Annotated in this window: 18 protein-coding genes and 1 tRNA gene; 9 read left to right on the top strand and 10 right to left on the bottom strand. The window is 59.1% G+C overall.

What is annotated here, in order from left to right:
* Positions 1 to 41 precede the first annotated feature (41 nt).
* From ligA to smc, 3 genes are all read right to left on the bottom strand, one after another.
* Positions 42 to 2,357 (bottom strand): NAD-dependent DNA ligase LigA, encoded by a 2,316-nt coding sequence (ligA, locus tag A6D6_RS16345; protein ID WP_159661304.1) that lies wholly within the window; start codon positions 2,355 to 2,357, stop codon positions 42 to 44.
* Between the two features lie 178 nt (positions 2,358 to 2,535).
* The gene (gene zipA, locus A6D6_RS16350; protein ID WP_133493530.1) at positions 2,536 to 3,477 is read right to left on the bottom strand and encodes a cell division protein ZipA; all 942 of its coding nucleotides are present in this window, start codon (positions 3,475 to 3,477) and stop codon (positions 2,536 to 2,538) included.
* 250 nt (positions 3,478 to 3,727) lie between these two features.
* Positions 3,728 to 7,231 carry a chromosome segregation protein SMC gene (gene smc / locus A6D6_RS16355; protein ID WP_159661305.1) on the bottom strand — a complete coding sequence of 1,168 codons (3,504 nt, stop codon included), beginning with the start codon at positions 7,229 to 7,231 and terminating at the stop codon, positions 3,728 to 3,730.
* 297 nt (positions 7,232 to 7,528) lie between these two features.
* Between smc and A6D6_RS16360 the strand changes: the two genes are divergently transcribed.
* The 4 genes from A6D6_RS16360 (at position 7,529) to A6D6_RS16375 (ending at position 9,008) form a co-directional block, all read left to right on the top strand.
* On the top strand, positions 7,529 to 7,954 hold the full coding sequence (locus A6D6_RS16360) for a type II toxin-antitoxin system RelE/ParE family toxin (RefSeq protein ID WP_159661306.1): 426 nt from the start codon (positions 7,529 to 7,531) through the stop codon (positions 7,952 to 7,954).
* Positions 7,941 to 8,246 carry an addiction module antidote protein gene (locus tag A6D6_RS16365; RefSeq protein WP_159661307.1) on the top strand — a complete coding sequence of 102 codons (306 nt, stop codon included), beginning with the start codon at positions 7,941 to 7,943 and terminating at the stop codon, positions 8,244 to 8,246. The genes A6D6_RS16360 and A6D6_RS16365 overlap by 14 nt, the downstream gene beginning before the upstream one ends.
* A 100-nt stretch (positions 8,247 to 8,346) precedes the next feature.
* A complete protein-coding gene (locus tag A6D6_RS16370; protein ID WP_133493527.1) occupies positions 8,347 to 8,577 on the top strand; it encodes a ribbon-helix-helix protein, CopG family in 231 nt (76 codons plus the stop codon).
* Positions 8,574 to 9,008: a putative toxin-antitoxin system toxin component, PIN family gene (locus A6D6_RS16375; RefSeq protein ID WP_201303820.1), complete on the top strand. Its 435-nt coding sequence runs from the start codon at positions 8,574 to 8,576 to the stop codon at positions 9,006 to 9,008. Before A6D6_RS16370 ends, A6D6_RS16375 begins: the two co-directional genes overlap by 4 nt.
* Before the next feature lie 11 nt (positions 9,009 to 9,019).
* Here the strand turns inward: A6D6_RS16375 and A6D6_RS16380 are convergent, their stop codons facing one another.
* Positions 9,020 to 9,637 (bottom strand): hypothetical protein, encoded by a 618-nt coding sequence (locus A6D6_RS16380; RefSeq protein WP_159661308.1) that lies wholly within the window; start codon positions 9,635 to 9,637, stop codon positions 9,020 to 9,022.
* A 133-nt stretch (positions 9,638 to 9,770) separates the two neighbouring features.
* On the opposite strand from A6D6_RS16380, the gene A6D6_RS16385 reads away from it, so the two are divergent.
* Entirely contained in the window at positions 9,771 to 10,259 is a 489-nt protein-coding gene (locus A6D6_RS16385; RefSeq protein WP_159661309.1) for a GFA family protein, read from the top strand.
* A gap of 6 nt (positions 10,260 to 10,265) precedes the next feature.
* On the opposite strand, the gene A6D6_RS16390 is transcribed toward A6D6_RS16385, so the two are convergent.
* Positions 10,266 to 10,556, bottom strand: coding sequence for a hypothetical protein (locus A6D6_RS16390; RefSeq protein WP_159661310.1), 291 nt, complete (start codon positions 10,554 to 10,556; stop codon positions 10,266 to 10,268).
* 132 nt (positions 10,557 to 10,688) lie between these two features.
* Here A6D6_RS16390 and cysZ point away from each other — a divergent pair, with 132 nt between their 5' ends.
* Complete coding sequence (gene cysZ / locus A6D6_RS16395) at positions 10,689 to 11,465, top strand: sulfate transporter CysZ (RefSeq protein WP_159661311.1); 777 nt, start codon at positions 10,689 to 10,691, stop codon at positions 11,463 to 11,465.
* Positions 11,466 to 11,558: 93 nt separating this feature from the next.
* Here cysZ and uvrB read toward each other — a convergent pair whose 3' ends face one another.
* Positions 11,559 to 13,574, bottom strand: coding sequence for an excinuclease ABC subunit UvrB (uvrB, locus tag A6D6_RS16400; protein ID WP_159661312.1), 2,016 nt, complete (start codon positions 13,572 to 13,574; stop codon positions 11,559 to 11,561).
* Positions 13,575 to 13,846: 272 nt separating this feature from the next.
* Between uvrB and A6D6_RS16405 the strand changes: the two genes are divergently transcribed.
* The 3 genes from A6D6_RS16405 (at position 13,847) to A6D6_RS16415 (ending at position 16,772) form a co-directional block, all read left to right on the top strand.
* The gene (locus A6D6_RS16405; protein WP_133493089.1) at positions 13,847 to 15,037 is read left to right on the top strand and encodes a pyridoxal phosphate-dependent aminotransferase; all 1,191 of its coding nucleotides are present in this window, start codon (positions 13,847 to 13,849) and stop codon (positions 15,035 to 15,037) included.
* 68 nt (positions 15,038 to 15,105) lie between these two features.
* Positions 15,106 to 15,181 (top strand) — tRNA-Asn (locus tag A6D6_RS16410).
* Between the two features lie 274 nt (positions 15,182 to 15,455).
* Complete coding sequence (locus A6D6_RS16415) at positions 15,456 to 16,772, top strand: sugar transferase (protein WP_133493090.1); 1,317 nt, start codon at positions 15,456 to 15,458, stop codon at positions 16,770 to 16,772.
* Here A6D6_RS16415 and A6D6_RS16420 read toward each other — a convergent pair.
* The 4 genes from A6D6_RS16420 to A6D6_RS16435 form a co-directional block, all read right to left on the bottom strand.
* Complete coding sequence (locus A6D6_RS16420) at positions 16,750 to 17,724, bottom strand: glycosyltransferase (RefSeq protein WP_159661313.1); 975 nt, start codon at positions 17,722 to 17,724, stop codon at positions 16,750 to 16,752. The two genes, A6D6_RS16415 and A6D6_RS16420, sit on opposite strands and share 23 nt — an antisense overlap.
* Positions 17,725 to 17,737: 13 nt before the next feature.
* On the bottom strand, positions 17,738 to 18,883 hold the full coding sequence (gene glf, locus A6D6_RS16425) for a UDP-galactopyranose mutase (RefSeq protein ID WP_133493092.1): 1,146 nt from the start codon (positions 18,881 to 18,883) through the stop codon (positions 17,738 to 17,740).
* Between the two features lie 13 nt (positions 18,884 to 18,896).
* A complete protein-coding gene (locus tag A6D6_RS16430; protein WP_159661314.1) occupies positions 18,897 to 20,522 on the bottom strand; it encodes a glycosyltransferase in 1,626 nt (541 codons plus the stop codon).
* Positions 20,523 to 20,653: 131 nt separating this feature from the next.
* Complete coding sequence (locus tag A6D6_RS16435) at positions 20,654 to 21,745, bottom strand: hypothetical protein (RefSeq protein WP_159661315.1); 1,092 nt, start codon at positions 21,743 to 21,745, stop codon at positions 20,654 to 20,656.
* Positions 21,746 to 21,755 lie beyond the last annotated feature (10 nt).

A 21,755-nucleotide genomic window follows, 5' to 3' on the forward strand; every position in this document is an offset into this window, starting at 1 on the left:
TGTGGGAAACTTGCTGGCAAGCGAATGTACCAATTCCCGCCTTACACAACGATGCCATGGCCGGCGAGAAAATCGACGAAGGTGTCCTCATCCATCACCGCCACCCCGAGCTCTTCCGCCTTGGTGAGCTTGGAACCGGCGGCCTCGCCGGCCACCACGCAATGGGTTTTCTTCGATACACTGCCGGCCACCTTGGCACCCAGGCTTTGCAGATGGGCCTTGGCCTGGTCACGGGTCAGCCGGGACAAGGTACCAGTCAGTACCCAGGTCTGCCCTTCCAGGGCCTGCTCCGCCACTTCCCGAGGCGCCTTTGCGGACAACCCGGCGGCCTGCGCCTCGGCCTGCTCCAGCCGCTGCCGCCAATCGTCCTGTTTCAGCGCGTTGTGCACCTGCGCCAGCATGGCCGGGCGAACCGGTGCCTCATCGGCATCGGCCTCGGCGAGAGCCGCCACGGTCTTATAATGGCCGCCCAGGGTTTCCAGGGACTTTTCTCCGACGCCGTCCAGCGCCATGCCGAGGCGCTTGGCCGCCTTGAGGAAGTACCCGAGCGTCAGTTCCCGCACGAAGGCCGCGGAGGGATGACCATTGGCGCGCGGCTGGACGCCTTCCGCCAGCAGACCGTCGATGACGTCCTCGTTGTGTTGCTCACGGAAGAAGGCATGAATCGCTTTGGCCACTTCCAGCCCCACGTCCGGCACCGCCAGGAACAACAGCAGTGGCGCCCGCCGGATGGTATCCAGATCGCCGAAGCAATCGGCCAGTGCCTTGGCGGTTTCCTCGCCGATCTGCAGGATGCCAAGGGCGAACAGGAAGCGCTCCAGACTCACGGATTTGGAATGCTCCAACGCCTCGATCAGATTGGCGGCGGACTTCTCGCCCATGCGCTCCAGGTCCGCCACCGGCTCCGCTTGCAGCCGGTACAGATCGGCCACGGTGGCGATCAGTTGCTGGTCCACCAATGCGTCCACCAACTTCTCGCCCAGCCCCTCGATATCCATGGCCCGCCGCGAGGCGAAGTGTTTGATCGCTTCCCGTTGCTGGGCACCGCAGATCAGGCCACCGGTGCAGCGCGCCACCACACCGCCCTCGGCGCGAAAGATATCGCTGCCGCACACCGGACATGCGGCTGGCAAATCAATTTCCTCGGCGTTATCCGGCCGCCGCTCGGGCACCGCCCGCACCACCTTGGGAATCACGTCGCCGGCCCGGTACACCACCACGGTGTCGCCGACCCGGATATCCAGACGGCGGATTTCATCGATGTTGTGCAGGGTGGCGTTGCTGACGGTGACGCCGCCCACCTGCACCGGCTCCAGTTTCGCCACCGGCGTCAGCGCCCCGGTGCGCCCCACCTGCCAGTCCACCCCGTTGAGGACGGTAATCTCTTCCTGCGCCGGGAACTTGTGCGCGACGGCCCAGCGCGGCGCGCGGCTGACGAAGCCCAGGTCACGCTGCCAGTCGAGCCGGTCCACTTTGTAGACCACGCCGTCGATGTCATAATCCAGTTGATCCCGACGTTCCAGGATGTCGTGGTAGAAGGCCAGCAAGGCGTCCACGCCATCGCAAAGCTTCACTTCCGGGTTCACCCGCAGCCCCCATTGGCGCAACCGCTCAAGGATGGCGGAATGGCGATCCGGCCAGGATTCGCCGTCCAGCTGTGCCAGGGAATAGGCGTAGAACTCCAGCGGGCGCTGGGCGGTAATACGCGAATCCAGTTGCCGCAGGCTGCCGGCGGCGGCGTTGCGGGGGTTGGCGAAGGTTTTCTGCTCCGCCTCCGCCTGACGCCGGTTCAGCTCGGCGAAGCCGTGATGGGTCATCACCACCTCGCCACGCACTTCCATCAAGGCCGGCGGATTCTCGCCACGCAGGCGCAGCGGGATCGACTTGATGGTGCGCACGTTGGCGGTGATGTCCTCGCCGGTCTCACCGTCGCCGCGGGTGGCGCCGCGCACCAGTTCACCATTCTCATAGACCAGCGACACCGCCAGACCATCGAGTTTGGGCTCGGCCACGTAATCGATACCGCCGCTCACGTCCAAACGCTCATGAACGCGCTGATCGAAGTCGCGCAGTTCGTCGTCACTGAACGCGTTGCCCAGACTCAGCATGGGCACGGCATGACGCACTTCATTGAAGCCTTCCAGCGGCACATCCCCTACCCTCTGGGTTGGCGAATCCGGGCTGACCAGATCCGGATGCTCGCTTTCCAATGCCTGCAACTGGCGGAACAGGCGATCGTATTCCGCGTCGGGAACGGCCGGATCGTCCAGTACGTAATACCGGTAGGACCAGTCGTTGAGCTGATCCCGCAGTTGTTTGATTTGCTCGGCGGGAGACGGGATGTTCTTCGAGGTCACGGTGGGGTGAGTCCTTGCTTTCGACAGGCGCTGGGGGACGGTGCCGATTCGCTGCCCAGGCAGCTTCCCACAGAGAGCAACGGAACCGCTGTGGGAAGCTGCCTGGGCAGCGAATCAATGTGTTGCGCGTAACGGGCCGTCCCACAACCGTGGGACAGCAGCGGTCCAGGAACCGCCATCAACCGCTATGAGAAACGCGCTGGCGCCGTTCGAACTCCTGCACACGCTGGCGCAGGTGTTCCATGGTCTGCGGCGTCAATACGCTGTGTTGTTCATCACGCAGGTCACCGTACAGCCCTTCCGCCATGCGCCGGCCAGTGGTGAGCATGCGATCCAGGGACGCCAGCGGATCCTGTGGCCCCGGCAATTGCATGAAGAACGTGATGCCGGCGAACTCCTGCTCTTCCATGGTCTGGATATCAAAGGTTCCAGGCTCCACGGCGTTGGCCACGGAGAATTCCGGATACTCGTCCCCTTCCCGGTGACGATGGAAGATGTTCATTTCGCCGAAGCGCAGTCCGCATTCCAGCAGATAGCGCAGCATCGCCTCGCCGTCGAAACGGTCCGGACGGCGAGAGATCAGATGGAATACGATCACTTCCTGCACCTGCCGGTCCGGCGGCGGCGCCTCGCGACGGGGCTGGCGGGCTTCGGAGCGGGTCCGGGGCGCCTCACCAGCCGGTTGCGGCTCGGCTTCCAGTTCGTCCTCCGGCGGCTCCCGGCTGGCGCGCATGGACGGCAGCCCCTCTTCCCGGCTCCGGTCCGGATCCGATGCCATTTCCGGCTCATCATCGAACAGGTTCTGCTGCTCGGCCCGCCGGCCGTCCTCGTCCAGCGGGTCGTCCTCTTCCATCATGATCGGCGGATCCTCGCGATCCTCCGGCAACGGCGCGCCATCGGCGCCACGGCTGACCACCCGGGGGCGGCCGATCACTTCCGGGTTGCTTTCGAGAAAGTCGTCTTCTTCATCTTCTTCGCCCGTCGGACGGCGGAAACGGCGATCGATGCGCATACGCAAGCGCCCATGCCGTTCGCGGATCATTCTTCGCACACCGTCGGCCAGAATCAGCAGAATCAGAATAACCAGAATGCCGATCAGTGTTTCCAAATTCAGGCCCATTTGCCCCTTCCTTAGCGTGTGCCCCACACGAGCACCACATTAGGGTTAAACGTCAGTTCAGATAATCATTCGCTACACGCCCGCCGCTGTCAAAGCGCTATCGGCACGGAAGCCGGGCGATTCACGCCGATAAGGTAAAACTTCTTTAGAGCGTGTCCTGGTTACATAAAAATATAAGCAGTTTAGCGGCCCGATTGCCCCGGGCCTGTTTGTCTCTTGTTACATCATCATCGCGGTTACGTGGCCACGGCTACATGGCCGCCATCTCGGCCGCCTCTTCCACATCCACCGAGACCAGACGCGAGGCGCCGGGCTCGTGCATGGTCACGCCCATCAGAGCATGGGCCATTTCCATGGCGATCTTGTTGTGGGTGATATAAATGAACTGCACCCGGGACGACATTTCCTGCACCAGATTACAGAAGCGACCCACGTTGGCATCATCCAGAGGCGCGTCCACCTCATCCAACAGACAGAACGGTGCCGGGTTGAGTTCAAAAATACTGAACACCAGCGACAAGGCGGTAAGCGCCTTTTCGCCCCCGGACAGCAGGTGGATGGTGCTGTTGCGCTTACCCGGCGGCCGCGCCATGATCGCCACGCCGGTATCCAGCAGGTCCTCGCCGGTCAGCTCCAGGTAGGCGTGCCCGCCGCCGAACACCTTCGGGAACAGCGCCTGCAGCCCCTTGTTGATACGGTCGAAGTATTCCTTGAAGCGGGTCCGCGTCTCACGATCGATCTTGCGAATGGCGTTATCCAAGGTGCGCAGCGCGTCTTCCAGATCCTCGTTTTGCTGATCCAGATACTGCTTGCGCTCGGATTGTTGCTGGTATTCGTCGATGGCGGCCAGGTTGATCTGGCCGAGCCGGGCAATGCGCTGGGCAATTTGCTCCAGATCCTGATTCCAGGCCTGCTCGTCGGCGTCCTCCGGCAGATTGGCCAGCACCGTCTCCAGATCGAAGTGCTGCTCGCCGAGCTGCTCGGCCACGGTCTGCCGGCGGGTGCTCAGTTCCTGCCATAGCATGCGCTTCTGGTTGATGGCGTCACGCACTTCCTGGGCCTGACGTTCGAACTGGCCACGGCGGCCTTCCAGATCGCGCATCTGGTGTTCCACGTCTTCCAGACTCCGGCGGGCATCGGCCAGCTTCTGTTCCGCTTCCAGACGCAGCTCCAGTTTTTCTTCCAACTGCTGTTGCAGCTCCAGGCCGAGATCGTCGCCGCCCTCGCTGAGCTGGCTTTCCAGAGACGCTTTACGCTCCGCCAGGCTGGCCACCTGCCCTTCCAGACGGGCCAGGTTCTGGCGCAGAGCATCCGCCTGGGTACGGGCGCCCTGGGCCTCCATGGCCAGTTGGTGGGCCTGATCGCGATGTTGCCGCGCCTGCTGCCGGGCTTCGTCCAGACGCAGACGGTAATCGTCGCGCCGCGACAGCAGCGCCTCGCGCTCACCGGAGTCTTGCTCCATGGCGTCCAGAGCTTCCGCCAGCACCGTCCGTGCTTCCTTGATCTGCTCCTGTTCCTGTTCGAGCTGACCGCGGGTTTCCTCCAGCTCGCGGCCGAGCCGTTCCTGGCGCATGGTGATCTGTTCCAGGCGTACCTGGCGGGCGCTGACCTGGGCGTTGACTTCCCCCAGTTCCCGGCTCAGCCGGCTGCCCTGGCGCTGGGTCTCCTCGCGCTCTTCCTCCAGCGCCGCCACCTGCTCGCGGTTCTCTTCCAGGCGTGCCTTGAGGTCATCCACCGTGGTGGTCAGAGTCTCGATCTGCTGTTCCAGTTCTTCCAGCTGCCGGCGGCGTTCCAGGATGCCCGCTTCCTGGTCCTCTTCCCGCACCACACGCAGCCAGTCCGGCCCCAGCCAGATGCCGTCGCGGGTGACCACCGACTCACCGGGACTCAATTGCCCGCGCAGGGACAGCGCCCCGGGCAAATCCTCCACCACGTACACTCCGGCCAACAGCCCTTCCGGGGCAGTGCCGGAGACCTTGTCCCGTAACGGCGTGCCTTTGTTATCCGCGGCGGCACCCGCCAATCCCGGCTGCACCATGGCAACGCGGCCATGGGTCAGGTCCGCCAGCCAGTCGCCGACCCGCTCCAGCCCTTCCACGGCCACCGCCTGCAGGGCATCGCCGAGCACCGCTTCCACGGCTTTTTCCCAGCCCTCGGCCACGTTGATGCGGTCCGCCAGACGCGGATGGTCATCCAACTCGTGGCGGGTGAGCCATTCACTCACCGCGCCGTCATCCCCCATCGCCGCCTTCTGCAGCGCCTCCAGGGAAGTATGCCGGCCACGCAGGGTTTGCAGCCGCTCACGGGCGTCATCCAGCTCACGGCCGCGATCACCGTTCTGGCGGCGCAGCTGGTTGATCTCTTCCTGCAGCCGCTCGCTGCTCATCTCGCTTTCTTCGCGCTGCATCCGCAGCTCGGCCACCTGCTCCTGAAACTCACGCATCTCGGTGGCCAGCGGGCCGGAGTCCAGGGACTCCTGCTCCTTTTCGAGCCGCCCCATGCGGTCGCGCAGGCGCTCGATGGATTTCTCCAGATGCTGGATGCGGGACTGTTCCACCTCCGCCTGGCGGCGGGACTCGCCGGCCCGGTTATTGAAGGTTTCCCATTGCTGCTGCCACTCCTGCATGGCCTCCTCGGCCAGGGTCAGCGCCTCGGTGGCGCTGTCCTGCAACTCGCCGCTCTCTTCCAGGCGTGGCTCCAGCTCCGCCAGTTGCTCCTCCAGCATGGCCAGCTTTTCGCCATCCAGACGCTGGTGCTCATCGGCCTCTTTCCAACTGGCCCGGACCTGCTCGAACTCCTCATGCAACTGCTGGTGGCGCTCGCGCTGATGCTGGATGCTCTGCTCCAGCCGCGCCACCTCGGCGCCGAGCGCATAAAAGTGCTGCTGCACCTGATTGAAGTGCTCCTGCGCCTCGTTATGCCCCTCGCGCAACCGCTCGATCTCGGCGTCCACGTGGCGCTGCTCGGCCACCTTGGCCTCCATGCTCACGTCCAACTCGCCGATCACCAGATCCAGCTGCTTGACCTGATGGTCCAGCCCCTGCCAGCGCAGGGCCTTGAGCTGGGCACTCTTGTGCCGCTCCTCTTCCTTGTACTGTTTGTATTTCTCCGCCGCGGCGGCCTGGCGGCTGAGGCGCTCCAGCTGCCGTTCCAGTTCGTCACGAATGTCGGTCAGGCGCTCCAGGTTCTCCCGGGTGCGGCGCATGCGGTTCTCGGTCTCGCGGCGGCGGGCCTTGTACTTGGAGATGCCGGCGGCCTCCTCGATGTACACCCTCAGCTCTTCCGGCTTCGCCTCGATCAACCGGGAGATCATGCCCTGCTCGATAATGGCGTAACTGCGCGGGCCGAGACCGGTGCCCATGAAGATATCGGAGATGTCCTTGCGGCGGCATTTGGCGCCGTTGAGGAAGTAATTGGACTGGCCGTCCCGGGTCACCAGACGCCGCACCGAGATTTCGCTGAACTTGCCGTATTCGCCCTGAACCTTGCCTTCGGCGTTATCGAACACCAGCTCGATGGAGGCCTGCGCCACCGGTTTGCGGGAGTTGGAGCCATTGAAGATCACGTCCGCCATGGACTCGCCACGCAAATGCTTGGCGGAGGACTCCCCCATCACCCAGCGCACGGCGTCGATGATATTGGACTTGCCACAGCCATTGGGCCCCACCACGGCGGTGAGGTTATCCGGGAACAAGGCCGTCGTGGGATCCACGAACGATTTGAACCCCGCCAGCTTGATGCTTTTCAGTCTCATAAGAGTGCGCTACTCGCTTCCCGCGAACCGTCCCTGCCCGGCCACACCATCGCCGGCCACGGACAAACCGTCTAAACCGGTTAGTCTAGCGACATGCCGCCCTGAATTCATCACGCAAAGGACTTAGGGGACGGAATGGGTATCAAAACCTCTATTTGCGCATAAAAACACATATCATCTGGTGCCTGGCTTACCCTTTGCACGCACTCAGCTTACAGACCTTTCCGATCTGGCCGACAGACCCGCTGGCCCTCCCCCTCAATACTAAAAACAGGCCCCTGTCAGCGAGCACTTGCCATGAACGCCCCCGACGCCTCCGGTTCCCCTGGTGGGAAAGCCTCTTCCGCTTCCGAACATCTCAGCCTTGACAATCGTATCCAAAAGGATACAATCCAGACTTATACCATACTGGACACTCAGGAGTTTCGCCTCTGGCTGTCCAAAGTGAGAGACCCCGTTGGCAAGGCGGCGTTGCTTCGCCGGCTGGATCGTTTGCGCAACGGGCAGATCGGCGATCATAAATACTTGGGAAACCGGCTCCACGAAATACGCCTGCACCTGGGGCCCGGCTATCGCATCTATTACATGTATCCGGCCCCAGGTACCTGCCTGTTACTGACCGGCGGCACCAAGGCATCACAAGAGCGCGATATCCGGCGCGCCCAGGCGCTGGCAAAGCTCATCAGAAGACAACAGCAAGGTGGCCATCATGAAACACCATGACAGCACACTGAAAGACCTCGGCGTCCGACCTTTTGACCTCGCTCGCCACCTGGACAGCGAGGCCACCATTGCCGAATACCTGTCCCAGGTTCTGGCCAGCGGCGACCACAACGAACTGATCGATGCCATCGGCCATGTGGCCCGTGCCAAGGGCATGAGTGAAATCGCCCGTGCCTCGGGGCTGGGCCGGGAGAGCCTGTACAAGGCCCTCAGCCCCGGCGCCAAGCCGCGGTTCGACACTGTGGTGCGGGTATTAAAAGCGCTGGGAGTGGAGTTGAGGATTTCCGTGTGAGGGGGGGGGGCCTTCTGGAGCCGGGCCTGGAAAATGACCTTGCTGAACTTCGCGTTCAGAAACTACACTGGTGTTATGGTGATATTGTGAGAAAGCATCAATGAGCAGACTAACCATCACACTGGACGACAGCCTTCATCAGGCTCTCAAAGAAACCGCCGCGCGGCAGGGCCGAAGCATCGGTCAGATCATTGAAGAAAGTCTTATCCTCAGAGGTATCAAACCACTGGCGGATGCCCGCGCCCTGGTGGCAAAAGCAAGAACCAACGCGCAGCTCAACGAGGAAGAAGCGTTACTTCTCGCCGTTGAAGAGACCCGGACGCAACGGTGATAACAGTCAAACGAGTGTTTATTGTTGATACCAATGTGCTGGTCGCCGGGCTGATAACCGCCGTCACCTCCAGCGCGACGGCTCGCATCGTCGATGCCATGTTGGCAGGGAATATTATTTACCTGATTTCCCCTGCCCTATTACAGGAATACAGGGCCGTATTACTAAGGCCAAAACTAGTACGCCTGCATGGCCTGAAAGAATCTGAGATTGATGATCTTTTAACGGTTATCACGGCCAATGCGGTTTGGCACGACCCCACATCAGGAATAGGCGGAGACGCTCCCGACCCTGGCGATAATCATCTCTGGGATCTTCTGTCCTCGGAGCACGGGGCGATTCTGATCACAGGCGACGGACTACTACGGGACCGGCCACCAGCGGAAAGCTCGATAATCTCACCCGCGACGATGGTGAAAAGTTTCCTGTAGTTCTTTCCCCTCTACTCGTAACCACAAGCCTCCAGAACCGGAGCAAAGGCCTCTTCCGCACCGGCCAGGGCGAAATTCAGCTCCAGCGGAGAGCCGTCGGAGCTGTGCATCCTCAAGACCAGGTCATCCGCCTTTTCCAAGACCTTCATGAACCGATACGCCTCATCCTGACGCAGCCCGGCGGATGTCCCCTCGAACAGATCGGGCCAGGTGGTTTTATGCGCCTCACCACCATCGACGCTGTAAACCACCTCGATATCGCCACTGTCGGTGACGGCGAAAGCATCCGGCCCCTTGCCCATACCCGGCGCATGAGTCACCACCAAGGCCAGTTTGCCATCCACACATTCGGCTTCGAACCGGGTGTGATCGTGCTCGCGCATGAGCACGGATTGATTGGCGGCGCTCTTCAGGGATTCAATGTTGCTGTACGCGGCCCCGCTTTCGCCATAGGCCCACCAGCCCATCATCTCCTTGAAGCCGTTTTCACTGGCGAGCATGCCATAGGTGCCGCTGTAGTCGATCTCCGGATGATCCGGGTCCGCCCATTCCGGCGCCGCTTCGGCACTGAGCGGAATCAGGGTGATCAGGCAGGCAAGAGGAAACAGCAAAGTCCGTTGCGACAACATCGGCGCTCCATCAATACGTTCGTGGGGCCACGCATCCTATCATCCGGGTATCGGATTGGGGACCGCCTGTTGCCCACCCAGACCAACGATCCTACCCTCAATCCAGCCCGGACAGACTTCAGGAGGCCAGATCATGTTGCTTCAAGGTTCCTGCCACTGCGGCGCGGTACGTTTCAGTGTCGAGTCACCGCACCCTTACCCCTACCAACGCTGCTACTGCTCCATCTGCCGCAAAACCGCCGGCGGTGGCGGCTACGCCATCAACCTCAGCGGCCACGCCGAAACCCTTTCCGTGGAAGGCGCCGAGCACAAGAGCATCTACCATGCCGTCATCGACGGAGAGAACGGAGAGAAAAGCCCGGGAGAGCGTCACTTCTGCCGGCATTGCGCCAGCACCCTGTGGGTATACGATCCGCGCTGGCCGGAACTGGTCCATCCGTTCGCCTCGGCCATCGACACCGACCTGCCGATTCCGCCCGAACGGGTTCATCTGCTACTGGACAGCAAAGCCAACTGGGTGGAGGTGGAAGCCGGCAAGCACGACAAATGTTTTGACGGCTATCCCGAGGAGAGTATTGCCGAATGGCATCAGAGGTTGGGGTTGGAGGATAAGGAGGGCTAGCTCTGTCTAAAACACTTTAAACAAAAAAAGAAGAAAAAACACAAAAGCGACACCGCTAATCATAAACCTGAAACGCCTGAAAATCTTTAAAATCAGTTCTTTCTCTTTATCATTCAGATTCGTGCCGACCAGATTATTTCGCCCTATAGAGAGCCAAGAGAGATGCCTTTCAAAATCCCTCATGGTCATGTCACTGCCCATTTTCTTCAGTTCTGAGCGTGTGTATACGTGTACGGATATAAGAGCCCCCAGAACGCCAAGGGCAAAAAATAGCGCAGCCGCCTTTTCCATAGTCATACTCGTTTCTTCATACCAGTCAAGACTTACGCCTCTTTGCACTCGATCATCTCACCACTCCGTTGCCATTGGCACCCCTCCCCCACCCCGTTAGACTCCGCGGTGTTTCCGTAGCCGAAGACAGGGTGGACCGTGCAGCAGATCAGTCGTGCGTTTTCCTATTTGAGTCAGGCCTTCAGTCTGGCGCGCAGCCCAGGCCTGCGTTGGTATGTCATGGTGCCGATGGCCTTTAACGTGCTGGTGTTCGGGGTGCTGTACTGGCTTTCCGCGACCTGGATCGGGGGCTGGATTTCGGCGGTGACCGCGGGTTGGGCGCTCGATGGCGGGTTGAGCTTTCTCAACGGGCTGATTCAGTTTCTGGCCAACGCGGCGGTGGTGCTGGTGTGGATTCTGTTATTGGGGGTGTTCGCCAGCGTCTTCACCCTGGGCGTACAGCTGATCGCCGCGCCGTTCATGGGGTTTCTGGCGGAGAAGGTGGATATCCAGGTCACCAATCGGCCGATGCCGGACGAGTCCATCGGCGCCATGATCTGGCGGACCTTCAAACGGGAAATCCGCAAGACCCTGTACTGGCTGTGGCGGGCGCTACTGGTACTGTTCGTGGTGGTGGTGCTTTATTTTATCCCAGTGGTGAATGTCTTCGCGTCGGCGGTGTGGTTCCTGTGGTCCGGCTGGCTGCTGGGCATGCAGTACATTGATTATGGCGCGGATAACCGTCAGATCTCGTTCGAGGAAATGCTGGCGCGGCTCAAGCGCAAGCGCTGGCTGGTGCTGACGTTCGGCTCGCTGGTGATGGGGCTGACCATGCTGCCGCTGGTGAATCTGTTCATCATGCCGGTGGCGGTGATCGCCGGGACGCTGATCTGGGTGAAGGAGTTGAGCCCGGAGGTGATGCCGGAGGTGGGGTAGCGAGACGTCGCTGCCAACGATTCGCCTGCAAGCAGGCTTCCCACAGCCCGTCTACAGCGCCGCTGTGGGAAGCCTGCTTGCAGGCGAAGGAACTCACCGCATGAAGCCTTCTTCCCGCAGGCGGTGGATGCGGTCGCGCAGAGCGGCGGCCTGTTCGAACTCCAGGTTCTTGGCGTGCTCCATCATCTTCGCTTCCAACTGATCGATTTCCTTGGCCACCTCCGCCGGTGAGCGAGCCACATATTTCTCGCGGTCCTCCGCCACCTTGCGGGTGCGCTTGCGCTCCGGCTGGCCGGCGCCAGTGGTGTAAGCGTCATCCATGATGTCCCGCACCTGCTTGGTCAATCCTTGCGGGGTGATGCCGTGTGCCTCGTTGTGTTCGATCTGTTTGGTCCGGCGGCGCTCGGTTTCGCCGATGGCGCGGCGCATGGAGCCGGTGACCTGATCGGCGTAGAGGATGGCCCGGCCATGGATGTTGCGCGCCGCCCGGCCGATGGTCTGGATCAGGGAGCGGTCGGAACGCAGGAAGCCTTCCTTGTCGGCGTCGAGAATGGCGACCAGCGCCACTTCCGGCATATCCAGGCCCTCACGCAACAGGTTGATCCCCACCAGCACGTCGAACTTGCCCAGACGCAGGTCGCGGATGATTTCCACCCGCTCCACGGTGTCGATGTCGGAGTGCAGGTAGCGCACCTTGATGCCGTTTTCGTTCAGGTATTCGGTGAGGTCTTCCGCCATCCGTTTGGTCAGCGTGGTTACCAGTACCCGTTCGCCCTTGGCGATGCATTCCCGGGCCTCGCCCAGCAGGTCGTCCACCTGACTGCCGGCGGGGCGGATCTCGATGGCCGGGTCCACCAGGCCGGTGGGCCGCACCACCTGCTCCACCACCTGGCCGGCGTGTTTTTCCTCGTAGGGGCCCGGCGTGGCGGAGACGAACACCATCTGCGGCGCCAGCCGCTCCCATTCCTCGAACTTGAGGGGCCGGTTGTCCAGCGCCGAGGGCAGCCGGAAGCCGTATTCCACCAGGGTTTCCTTGCGGGAGCGGTCGCCTTTGTACATGGCACCCAGCTGCGGCACGGTGACATGGGACTCATCCATGATCAACAACGAATCCGACGGCAGATAATCAAACAGCGTCGGCGGCGCCTCGCCGGGCTGACGGCCGGAAAACAGCCGCGAGTAGTTCTCCACGCCATTGCAGTAGCCCAGTTCCTGAAGCATCTCGATATCGAAACGGGTGCGCTGCTCCAGCCGTTGTGCCTCCACCAGCTTGTTGCTGTCCCGCAACAGCTTGAGGCGGTCGGCCAGCTCCTCCTTTATCATCTCGATGGCCTTGAGCACGGTCTCCCGGGGCGTCACATAGTGGCTCTTGGGGTAAATGGTGACGCGCCCCACCCGCTTGATCACCTCGCCAGTGAGCGGATCGAAGATACTGATGTCCTCGATCTCGTCGTCGAACAGCTCCAGGCGCACCGCCGAGCTCTCTTCCTCCGCCGGGAAAATGTCGATCACGTCGCCGCGCACCCGGTAGGTGGCGCGGCGGAAGTCCATCTCGTTGCGGGTGTACTGCAGCTCCGCCAGGCGCCGCAGCAGGTCGCGCTGATCGATATGATCACCACGCACCAGATGCAGCACCATGGCGTGGTAGCTGGCCGGATCGCCCAGACCGTATATGGCGGATACCGTGGCGACGATGATGGTGTCCGGACGCTCGATAATGGCCTTGGTGGCGGACAGGCGCATCTGCTCGATGTGCTCGTTCACCGAGGAATCCTTGTCGATAAAGGTGTCCGAGCTGGGCACGTAGGCTTCCGGCTGGTAGTAGTCGTAATAGGAAACGAAGTACTCCACTGAGTTTTCCGGGAAAAACGCCTTGAACTCGCCATACAGCTGGGCGGCCAGGGTCTTGTTGTGCGCCATCACCAGGGTCGGACGCTGCACCTGCTGGATCACGTTGGCCATGGTGAACGTCTTGCCCGACCCGGTCACCCCGAGCAGGGTCTGATGACCGAGCCCATCCTCCAGGCCCTCCACCAACTGCGCGATGGCGGTGGGCTGATCCCCGGAGGGCTGGTAATCCGAGTGCAACTTGAACGCGGTGTCTGCCATGGTGTATCGCTGTCCTGCTGTGGGGCTGTACTGCTGTAGGGTAAGAGCGGCGCGAGCCAGTATCCGCCCGCCTCCCGACAGCCTTTGTCAGTAGTGATTGACCCGTTGGTCAGGGGGCCGTGGGAGCGGCCGCGGGCCACGCTATCACGGACTGCCCACCGGTCCCATATGGTGGCGCCACCCTATGAGATCCGGGCCGGATGCGGTAATATTGCGTGCCCCGGTCCGTGTCAAAACCGGGTTCCAATCATCATCCGATAGATGAGGAGTGCATGTCCGATATCAACCTTTCCGACCGCGTCCAACGTATCAAGCCTTCCCCGACCCTGGCGGTGACCTCCAAGGCCGCCGAACTGCGTGCTCAGGGCAAGGACATTATTGGACTGGGCGCCGGTGAGCCGGATTTCGATACCCCGGATCATATCAAACAGGCCGCCATTGAGGCGATCCATGCCGGCAAGACCAAATACACCGCGGTGGACGGCACTCCCGGCCTGAAACAGGCCATCGTCGACAAGTTCAAGCGTGAGAACGGTCTGAGCTACGAACCCGCTCAGGTGCTGGTCTCCAGCGGCGGCAAGCAGAGCTTCTTCAACATGGCCCTGGCCCTGTTCAACGACGGCGACGAAGCGATCATCCCGGCCCCTTACTGGGTCAGCTACCCGGACATGGTGAAAGTGGCTGGTGGCGTACCGGTGATCCTGGAAACCACACTGGAAAACCGCTTCAAGATCACCCCGGAGCAGCTGGCCGCGGCGATCACGCCGAAAACCCGCCTGTTCGTGATCAACAGCCCGTCCAACCCGTCCGGCATGGCCTACACCAAGGAAGAGCTGGCGGCGCTGGGTGAAGTGCTTAAGCAGCACCCGGACATCGTGGTCGCCACCGACGACATGTACGAGCACATCCTCTGGACTGGCCAGCCGTTCGTGAACATCGTCAACGCCTGCCCGGACCTGTACGACCGCACTGTGGTCATGAACGGCGTCTCCAAGGCCTATTCCATGACCGGTTGGCGGATCGGCTACGCCGCCGGCCCGCAGAAGCTGATTGGCGCCATGAAGAAGGTGCAGAGCCAGAGCACCTCCAACCCGGCCTCCATCAGTCAGGCCGCCGCCGAAGCGGCCCTGGCCGGCGATCAGCAATGCGTGGCGGACATGGTCAAGGCGTTCAAGGAGCGTCACGACTACCTGGTGGACGCGCTGAACAAGCTGCCCGGCGTGAGCTGCGCCCCCGGTGACGGCACTTTCTATGCCTTCCCGGACTTCTCCAGCGCCATCGCCGAGATGGACGACGTCTCCAGCTGCACCGAGCTTGCCACCAAGCTGCTCGACACCGCCGGCGTCGCCCTGGTACCGGGTTCCGCCTTCGGCGCCCCCGGCTGCATGCGCCTGTCCTTCGCCGTCGGCCTCGACACCCTGAAGGAAGCCGTGCGCCGTATCGAGCAGGCATTGAACAAATAAGCAACAAACGGACTCGGGGGTGTTGACGCCCCCGAGGGTCGCCACTAATATACGCGGCCTCAAGACATTCCGCCTTAGCTCAGTTGGTAGAGCAGCTGACTGTTAATCAGCGGGTCGCTGGTTCGAGCCCAGCAGGCGGAGCCAAATAGAAAGGGGCCTATCCATCATCGGATAGGCCCTTTTTCTTTGTGCGCGGATTGAGCGGCCGGACGATAAGCCCTCCTCATCACCTCTCCTCCACTCTTCCTGCCCCGATCCACCGGGGTCAACACCCATTGGTAAAATTGTTTCTATTTGGGGAAGAGCACAAAGCAATACGCCCTCAAAAATGACTCAATCCCTCAACGGCAGCCTTTCGCCGGTTTCGGCGAGCAACCAACGAACTCCGGCGCTATCCGCGGGATGACATGAGGGTCAGATGAGCACGAGCCAGGGCGGCATCGCCCAGCAACTTGAATCCAGCCATCGCTACCTGCTTGAGCCCACGAGGCACCAACGCTGGTACGAGCGCATTCTGCTCAACGCTCCTCTCTGGCACTGCGTCTCTTTCTGCCTGGTTTTGCTCGCTCCTTTCTGGCTCGCTTACCACACCTGGTTGCCAACCGACGACAATCAAGTCACCACTCTTTTCATTCTGGCGGCCGCCTTCAGTGCCAACCTCTGTTTCTCCCGTGCACTTAGTCAATATCCTGGAGGCTATTTACTGCCCTACCAGCTCAGCGTCACCGGCATCACCCTTGGATTCGCGACCCTCGCGGTGCTGGCCCTGCGTCTGGGCTATGCGCGACTGCCCCTGTTTCTCGGCTTTACACTGATCCTGCTACAGCAGATATTGGCCGTGGCGGTAAAAGCCCGCTTCCGCTATATGAAATTGGCGGTGGTACCGGGCACCCAGCTACTGGAATGCCATAATGACGATGAGCATTTCCGGTTTCTATACCTGTGTGATGCGGATGATCCGCGCCGCTTCGACGCACTGGTGGTGGATATGGACACCCCTCTGAGCGATGAATGGGTACGATTCATTGCCCGGCACCACAGCCGCCGCATCCCGGTTTTCAACCGTCGTTCACTCCAGGAAGCAGTGAGCGGGAGTGTTAACCTGGACATGTTGAACAGTTCTGATTTCACGGCCTTCCAACCCAACCCTCTGTACCTGCTGGGCAAGCGCCTCATGGACATCAGCGGCACACTGCTGCTCGCCCCCCTTGTCGTACCGCTTTGTCTGCTGATCGGTATCGCGGTAAAACTGGAGAGTAAAGGGCCCGCACTGTTCATTCAGGAAAGAATGGGGGTCGGTAATTGCCCATTCCGAATGCTCAAGTTCCGTTCAATGAACATCGACAATTGCTCTGATCAGGCACGCTTCGCCGACGAAGACGAACATCGCATCACTGCTCTGGGCCGAGCACTACGCCGCAGCCGTCTGGACGAGCTGCCACAACTGTGGAATGTTCTGATCGGGAACATGAGCTTGATCGGCCCGCGCCCGGAGCAACCACCATTCGCGCAGGAGTTCGAGAAGAAAGTCCCCTTCTACAGCTACCGACACATCGTCAAACCCGGCATCTCGGGTTGGGCCCAGGTTCAACAGGGTTATGTGGCCGGCCTGGAAGAGACCCGCAAGAAAGTGGAGCACGACTTTTACTACATCAAGCATCAGAGCTTCGGTCTTGATGTTCTCATCGTGCTGAAAACCATCCGTACCATCTTCACCGGTTTTGGCGCCCGCTAGATGCCTGCTGACACAAGGCAACCACTGAGTCGTGCGGCCGGTCATAGCGCTGCTTTAGCGCATCCATAATCGCCAACCGGGTGACCTTCAGGTAAGCCCCGGGGTGATCATACAAGCGGGCCTGGGCCAGCCATTGGGTGATCTTCATCGGAGCAAACAACCAGAATAGGGCACCAGCCGCGGTATGATATACCCGCAAACCGTTCCTGTAAGTGTAATAGGCCTTCCATAAAGGCGCATATGTGCGGGCACCATTATTGAAGGTGGAACAATCGTGCGCAAAACGCACCCAGGGCAGGAAACGAATACGGCCTCCGGCACGGGAAATCATCAGCGTATAAAGAACATCATCTCCATAGATAAATAAGCGACCCTCCGGTAAGCCGATACGCTCCACCATTTCCTTGCGAACAAAGAAACCGACAAAGGAGGTCGAATCGATACGGACAGGCTGCTCGGCTTGATAGGCCTCATCGTCGATATGGAACCCTTTCCGGCCACCTCCCAAGACAGTGCGAATAAAGCGGGGCAGATGCCAGAATGGATTAAGGCTGGGGCGGTTCATCTCACAGATACGCCCATCCGGAAAGTAGACCGCCGCCGCGGCAGCATCTATCCCGTCCAGATCCGATTCCAGGAACGCCTGAAACGATCCGGGCATGGGATAAGCGTCATCATCGAAGCACACCAGCCAATCCGGGCGATATCGTGACAGCGCGTGGCCGAAACCCAGTTCGAAGCCACCGGCGCCCCCAAGGTTACGCGGTGCCAAGACCACATCCAACCGGCCACTTTCCCCCTCCCTTTGCCACAGCCACTCACGGGTACCATCAGTGGAACAGTTATCCACCACAACAATGGCGTCGCAGCGCTGCTGCTCCAGGGCGGACACCGCGACTTTAAGATGCTCGAGCCTGTTGTAGGTAACGACAACGGCGACCAGAGAGGTCATGGGCGGTAGTTCCTCAGATTGGGTTGACGAAGAACGCAGGGACACGGGTATTCTCACGCAGTGCCCTCAGGTAATCTCGCGCGGTATCCAATGCTTCGCGGATGGTGACGTCCATATCAAGATAGCGATAGGTTCCGAGGCGCCCGACAAAAGTCACGCCTTCCGCGCTTTCCGCCAATTCCACGTAACGGGACAGCATCGCCTTTTCCTCCACCAACCGGATCGGATAATAAGGAATATCATCGACGCCACAGGCCCGGCTGTACTCACGGTAACACACGCTACCCTCATGCTCTTCCCAAGGAGAGAAGTGCTTATGTTCGGTGATACGGGTATACGGCACCCGCTCCTCACCGTAGTTCATCACTGCGCATCCCTGATAGTCACCATCATAGATAAAACGCTCGAAATCCAATGTCCGATAACCAAGCCGTCCTTCGCTATAACCGAAATAGCCGTCCAAAGGCCCTGAATAAAAGGTGTGGTCGAACGTCGACATCATACCGCGTTCAAACGCCGTATTGAGACGTACACTGATGTTCTCGTGGTCGAGAATCCCTTCGATCAAGGCTGTGTAGCCATGTTCCGGCATGCCTTGAAAGCGATGGAAGAAGTAGTTGTCGTTATAGTTGAAACGCACTGGCAAGCGCTTGAGAATACTGGCCGGCAGCTCCGACGGCTCGCAACCCCACTGCTTCTTGGTATAGCCTTTGAAGAACGCTTCATACAGATCAGCGCCGACAAATTTCAATGCCTGTTCTTCAAAGGTCCGCGGATTCTCAATCGATGTATCCGCCTGAGCCTGGATAAATGCCTTCGCTTCATCCGGCCGCAATGTCTTTCCAAAGAACTGATTGATGGTATGAAGGTTAATAGGTAGAGAGAACACCGAGCCACCAACCGTGCTTTTTACCCGGTTCACATAAGGTTTGAAGGTCGAAAAGCGATTTACATACTCCCACACCTCCACATCGTCGGTGTGAAAGATATGGGGTCCATAAACGTGCACCATCACCCCGGTCTCACCGTCGCGTTCGGTGTGGCAGTTACCGGCGATATGAGGGCGTTGCTCCACGATGGAGATCTTATGGCCAGCGTTGGCCAGCTCCCTGGCGACAACCGCACATGAGAAACCGGCTCCAACCATGAGTATATTCATTACGGCATCTCCATTATCTGTCGGAGGGAAAGAAATGACGCTGCCAAAACGCAGCGCTGGTTAATTCCGAATGCGCTGATCCATACTTTTTCTGTAATATCTTCCCGCGCAGGGCTAGCTTGCACCACAGAGAGAAGGCCCGGGTCATTACCAAAAAGAAATACCGTTTGTCATGACGGGCAATGAACACTGGCCGACCTCGACGCGTATAAATAACTTCCCGACGAAGAAAAGATACTCTCGTGAAAGGCGACAACGAGAAATCACAGGAGACTACAGCAGGACGCCTGAACAGGGATTCAGGAATCAGGTGGCCGTTCAAAGTCAAGAATCGGGCCATCTTGTGAAAGGCGCCCTCCTTCTTATTGAACGAATGACCCATTGCATTGGGAGTGGAGCCTCCATCCAGATTTCGCTCATACCGGGTCTGCTCATTGATCAATGCGCGACGCCCCTTCATATCCACATTTTCGGACCAGAAATCCGTGCCATCAAGAACATCCTCAGCCGCCTGGCAGTGGGCCATGGTTCGGTCGTAGCATAAGCCGAACCCCGATTTCAGTGCTGACACAGCGAACCACAACCACGTCTTAAACCAGCCGCCATGTAGCAACGAGGTCACCAAAGTCGAACGCGTGGAAAGGTAAGTCACCATAGGGCCTGATTTCTCGGCAAAGTCATCCTGCCATGTAGACACCCCATTTAAAGTGATAATTCTGAAATCGTGGCTTAGGGAAAATTCGATGTCGTCGCCACGCACAAAAAAAGGGAAGGCAAGATGTTTGACTCGATCCAGGGGAAATAAAAAGAACCACCAAGCACCGTAATCCACACGCTCCGGAAGATCATTGAAAATGACATTGGAGTAACCGCGCAGGTCAAGATTGGATTTTAGTGGCTTTACCAGGCCGTGAAACCGTGCACCAGCCTCGTGTTGCATGTATTTTATGTTGCTCTTCAACATGGCTCCAGACAATGCCAGATCATCAAATCTGGAAAACGCCAGGAATCGACAGGCCAGTACCAGCGAACTGGTCTCACAAGAAGCATCATCATCCATGAAAAGACAGTGGGTAAACGAAGCGTTTTTTCGAGCTTCCACAAGCCCCCGAGAGAAACCGCCCGCCCCCCCCAGATTCGGGTTATTTATGACCTTCAGGTAAGGCGTTTCATTAACCGGTATCTCATCACCGTTATTGATAACAAAGGTTTGGATCGACAGCCCCTCCTGATTGACCTGCTCAAGAAACTGAGAAAGTCTGGCTCCGGTCGCTTTGATATCATTCGGTCGATTAAATGTGGTGATCACAATGGCGAGAGCGACATCCTGAGAAGGAGTCTGTTGCGTACAGAACTCCATGGAATAGACTTCCGATTCCGATAAAGAGACCAGCTCCACATACAAGGAATCATATTCAAGCTCTGATAGCGCCTTTGATATCTCTATTTTTTGCACTCCAGAACTTGGAGTTGAGGCCCGTTTCTCCAAAATCAACTCTTTTGAGCAGTGCTGGCTTGCTCCCCAGATTCGAATTAACAGATCACCTTGAAACCTGATTTGTAAGGAAAGCTGATTGAGCTCAGTGTATTCCCTCCATTTACAAACACTGAAAGCACCATACAGAGTGTTCGAACTCACTGAGCTTCCGCTCTTCAGCATCAACACTTTCGAACTGTAGGAATAAGTGGCGCCTGAAACCAGCCGTAGGTACAAGTCAAGCTCAGCGCATAACTCAGCGTCGGGAAATACAATATTCTGCAAACAAACACTCATTCAGTGGCCCTCATTACCTCAACCGCCGCCATCAGAAGCGCACCCGCAGCCGCTACTCTCCGTTCATTCGATCCCATCAGATGTCTCGCCTTCACCTCGACAGGAACAAGGTCCTCTGGTTGCCAAAGCGAATAGGGCACAGGGTCACCAACCGCCTGCTTTAACTCGGGATCTTCGAACCCGATATCATACTTCGCATTCGAAACCCTCCATTTTTCCCGCATCGCCTCCTCGAAGAAGAGTCCCGGGTTGACCTTTAGGTCATCCCGTGAATCTTCCGGAGCGATCTCTTGAAGCGCCTTTACACAAACTCTATGCACTTCCTGGTTATGCTCGAAACGATTCGCATTCCTGAGCACTTCGAAAGCCAGGCGCGTCACTCTGAGATTTTTACGCTCGAAATTCCTTACTGCTGTGGACGGCTCATAGCCGATGACATCACAGAAATCCATGACCGCATCACCATCCTTTAACGCGGAGCGTTGAAATGGCCGAAACTGCACACCGTTACCAAATACTTTCATCCATCGGCTCCGGAGGCCGGCGTAGTTGCTATGGCAATTCGGAAGACGGTCAGCAATCTTAGCGATAGGGAGAGTGGTCTGGTCTATACCGTGTTTCACAATCTCATTGCACCAGGACTCCACGTGTCGATCCTGCCGATTTAGGTACGCCAGAACGGTCACTTCATCGAAATGTTGATCCGCCCATTTCCCAAGCTCCTGGATAGCCGAGCCATGCTGGCGACCACCATAGTCCAAAAAATAGAAGTCTTCGGAACTCAGCACCACGGTTCCGCAGCAGTCTGCTGAGATCTGATCGGACAACCTTCCCCAGATATCGACCTGACGGGACGCGTCGTGTCCCTTAATACGGACCCCTCGTTCGACACGTTCTCTCAAGGAGTAGGACAAAGCATGATGCGCGTTTCTATTTTCAACGTTCTCCAAGACCGGATATAAGTAATTCTGACGCGCTAGTCGTTGTCGATCGAACGCAAGAAAATCCTGAATCGAAGTGGTTCCTGATTTGGGTTGCCCGATATGCAGTATGAGACGCTTTCCTTTCCGGCGTTTTCGTATCCACATAGCTTTTTTC

The sequence above is a fragment of the Alcanivorax xiamenensis genome (assembly GCF_009846745.1).
GTDB lineage: Bacteria > Pseudomonadota > Gammaproteobacteria > Pseudomonadales > Alcanivoracaceae > Alloalcanivorax > Alloalcanivorax xiamenensis.

Excerpts from the sequence above, each read along its gene's own strand:
- zipA (WP_133493530.1), bottom strand. The coding sequence starts at position 3,477 with ATGGGCCTGAATTTGGAAACACTGATCGGCATTCTGGTTATTCTGATT.
- smc (WP_159661305.1), bottom strand. The coding sequence starts at position 7,231 with ATGAGACTGAAAAGCATCAAGCTGGCGGGGTTCAAATCGTTCGTGGAT.
- A6D6_RS16360 (WP_159661306.1), top strand. The coding sequence starts at position 7,529 with ATGAACGCCCCCGACGCCTCCGGTTCCCCTGGTGGGAAAGCCTCTTCC.
- A6D6_RS16365 (WP_159661307.1), top strand. The coding sequence starts at position 7,941 with ATGAAACACCATGACAGCACACTGAAAGACCTCGGCGTCCGACCTTTT.
- A6D6_RS16370 (WP_133493527.1), top strand. The coding sequence starts at position 8,347 with ATGAGCAGACTAACCATCACACTGGACGACAGCCTTCATCAGGCTCTC.
- A6D6_RS16380 (WP_159661308.1), bottom strand. The coding sequence starts at position 9,637 with ATGTTGTCGCAACGGACTTTGCTGTTTCCTCTTGCCTGCCTGATCACC.
- A6D6_RS16385 (WP_159661309.1), top strand. The coding sequence starts at position 9,771 with ATGTTGCTTCAAGGTTCCTGCCACTGCGGCGCGGTACGTTTCAGTGTC.
- A6D6_RS16390 (WP_159661310.1), bottom strand. The coding sequence starts at position 10,556 with ATGACTATGGAAAAGGCGGCTGCGCTATTTTTTGCCCTTGGCGTTCTG.
- uvrB (WP_159661312.1), bottom strand. The coding sequence starts at position 13,574 with ATGGCAGACACCGCGTTCAAGTTGCACTCGGATTACCAGCCCTCCGGG.
- A6D6_RS16405 (WP_133493089.1), top strand. The coding sequence starts at position 13,847 with ATGTCCGATATCAACCTTTCCGACCGCGTCCAACGTATCAAGCCTTCC.
- A6D6_RS16415 (WP_133493090.1), top strand. The coding sequence starts at position 15,456 with ATGAGCACGAGCCAGGGCGGCATCGCCCAGCAACTTGAATCCAGCCAT.
- A6D6_RS16420 (WP_159661313.1), bottom strand. The coding sequence starts at position 17,724 with ATGACCTCTCTGGTCGCCGTTGTCGTTACCTACAACAGGCTCGAGCAT.
- glf (WP_133493092.1), bottom strand. The coding sequence starts at position 18,883 with ATGAATATACTCATGGTTGGAGCCGGTTTCTCATGTGCGGTTGTCGCC.
- A6D6_RS16435 (WP_159661315.1), bottom strand. The coding sequence starts at position 21,745 with ATGTGGATACGAAAACGCCGGAAAGGAAAGCGTCTCATACTGCATATC.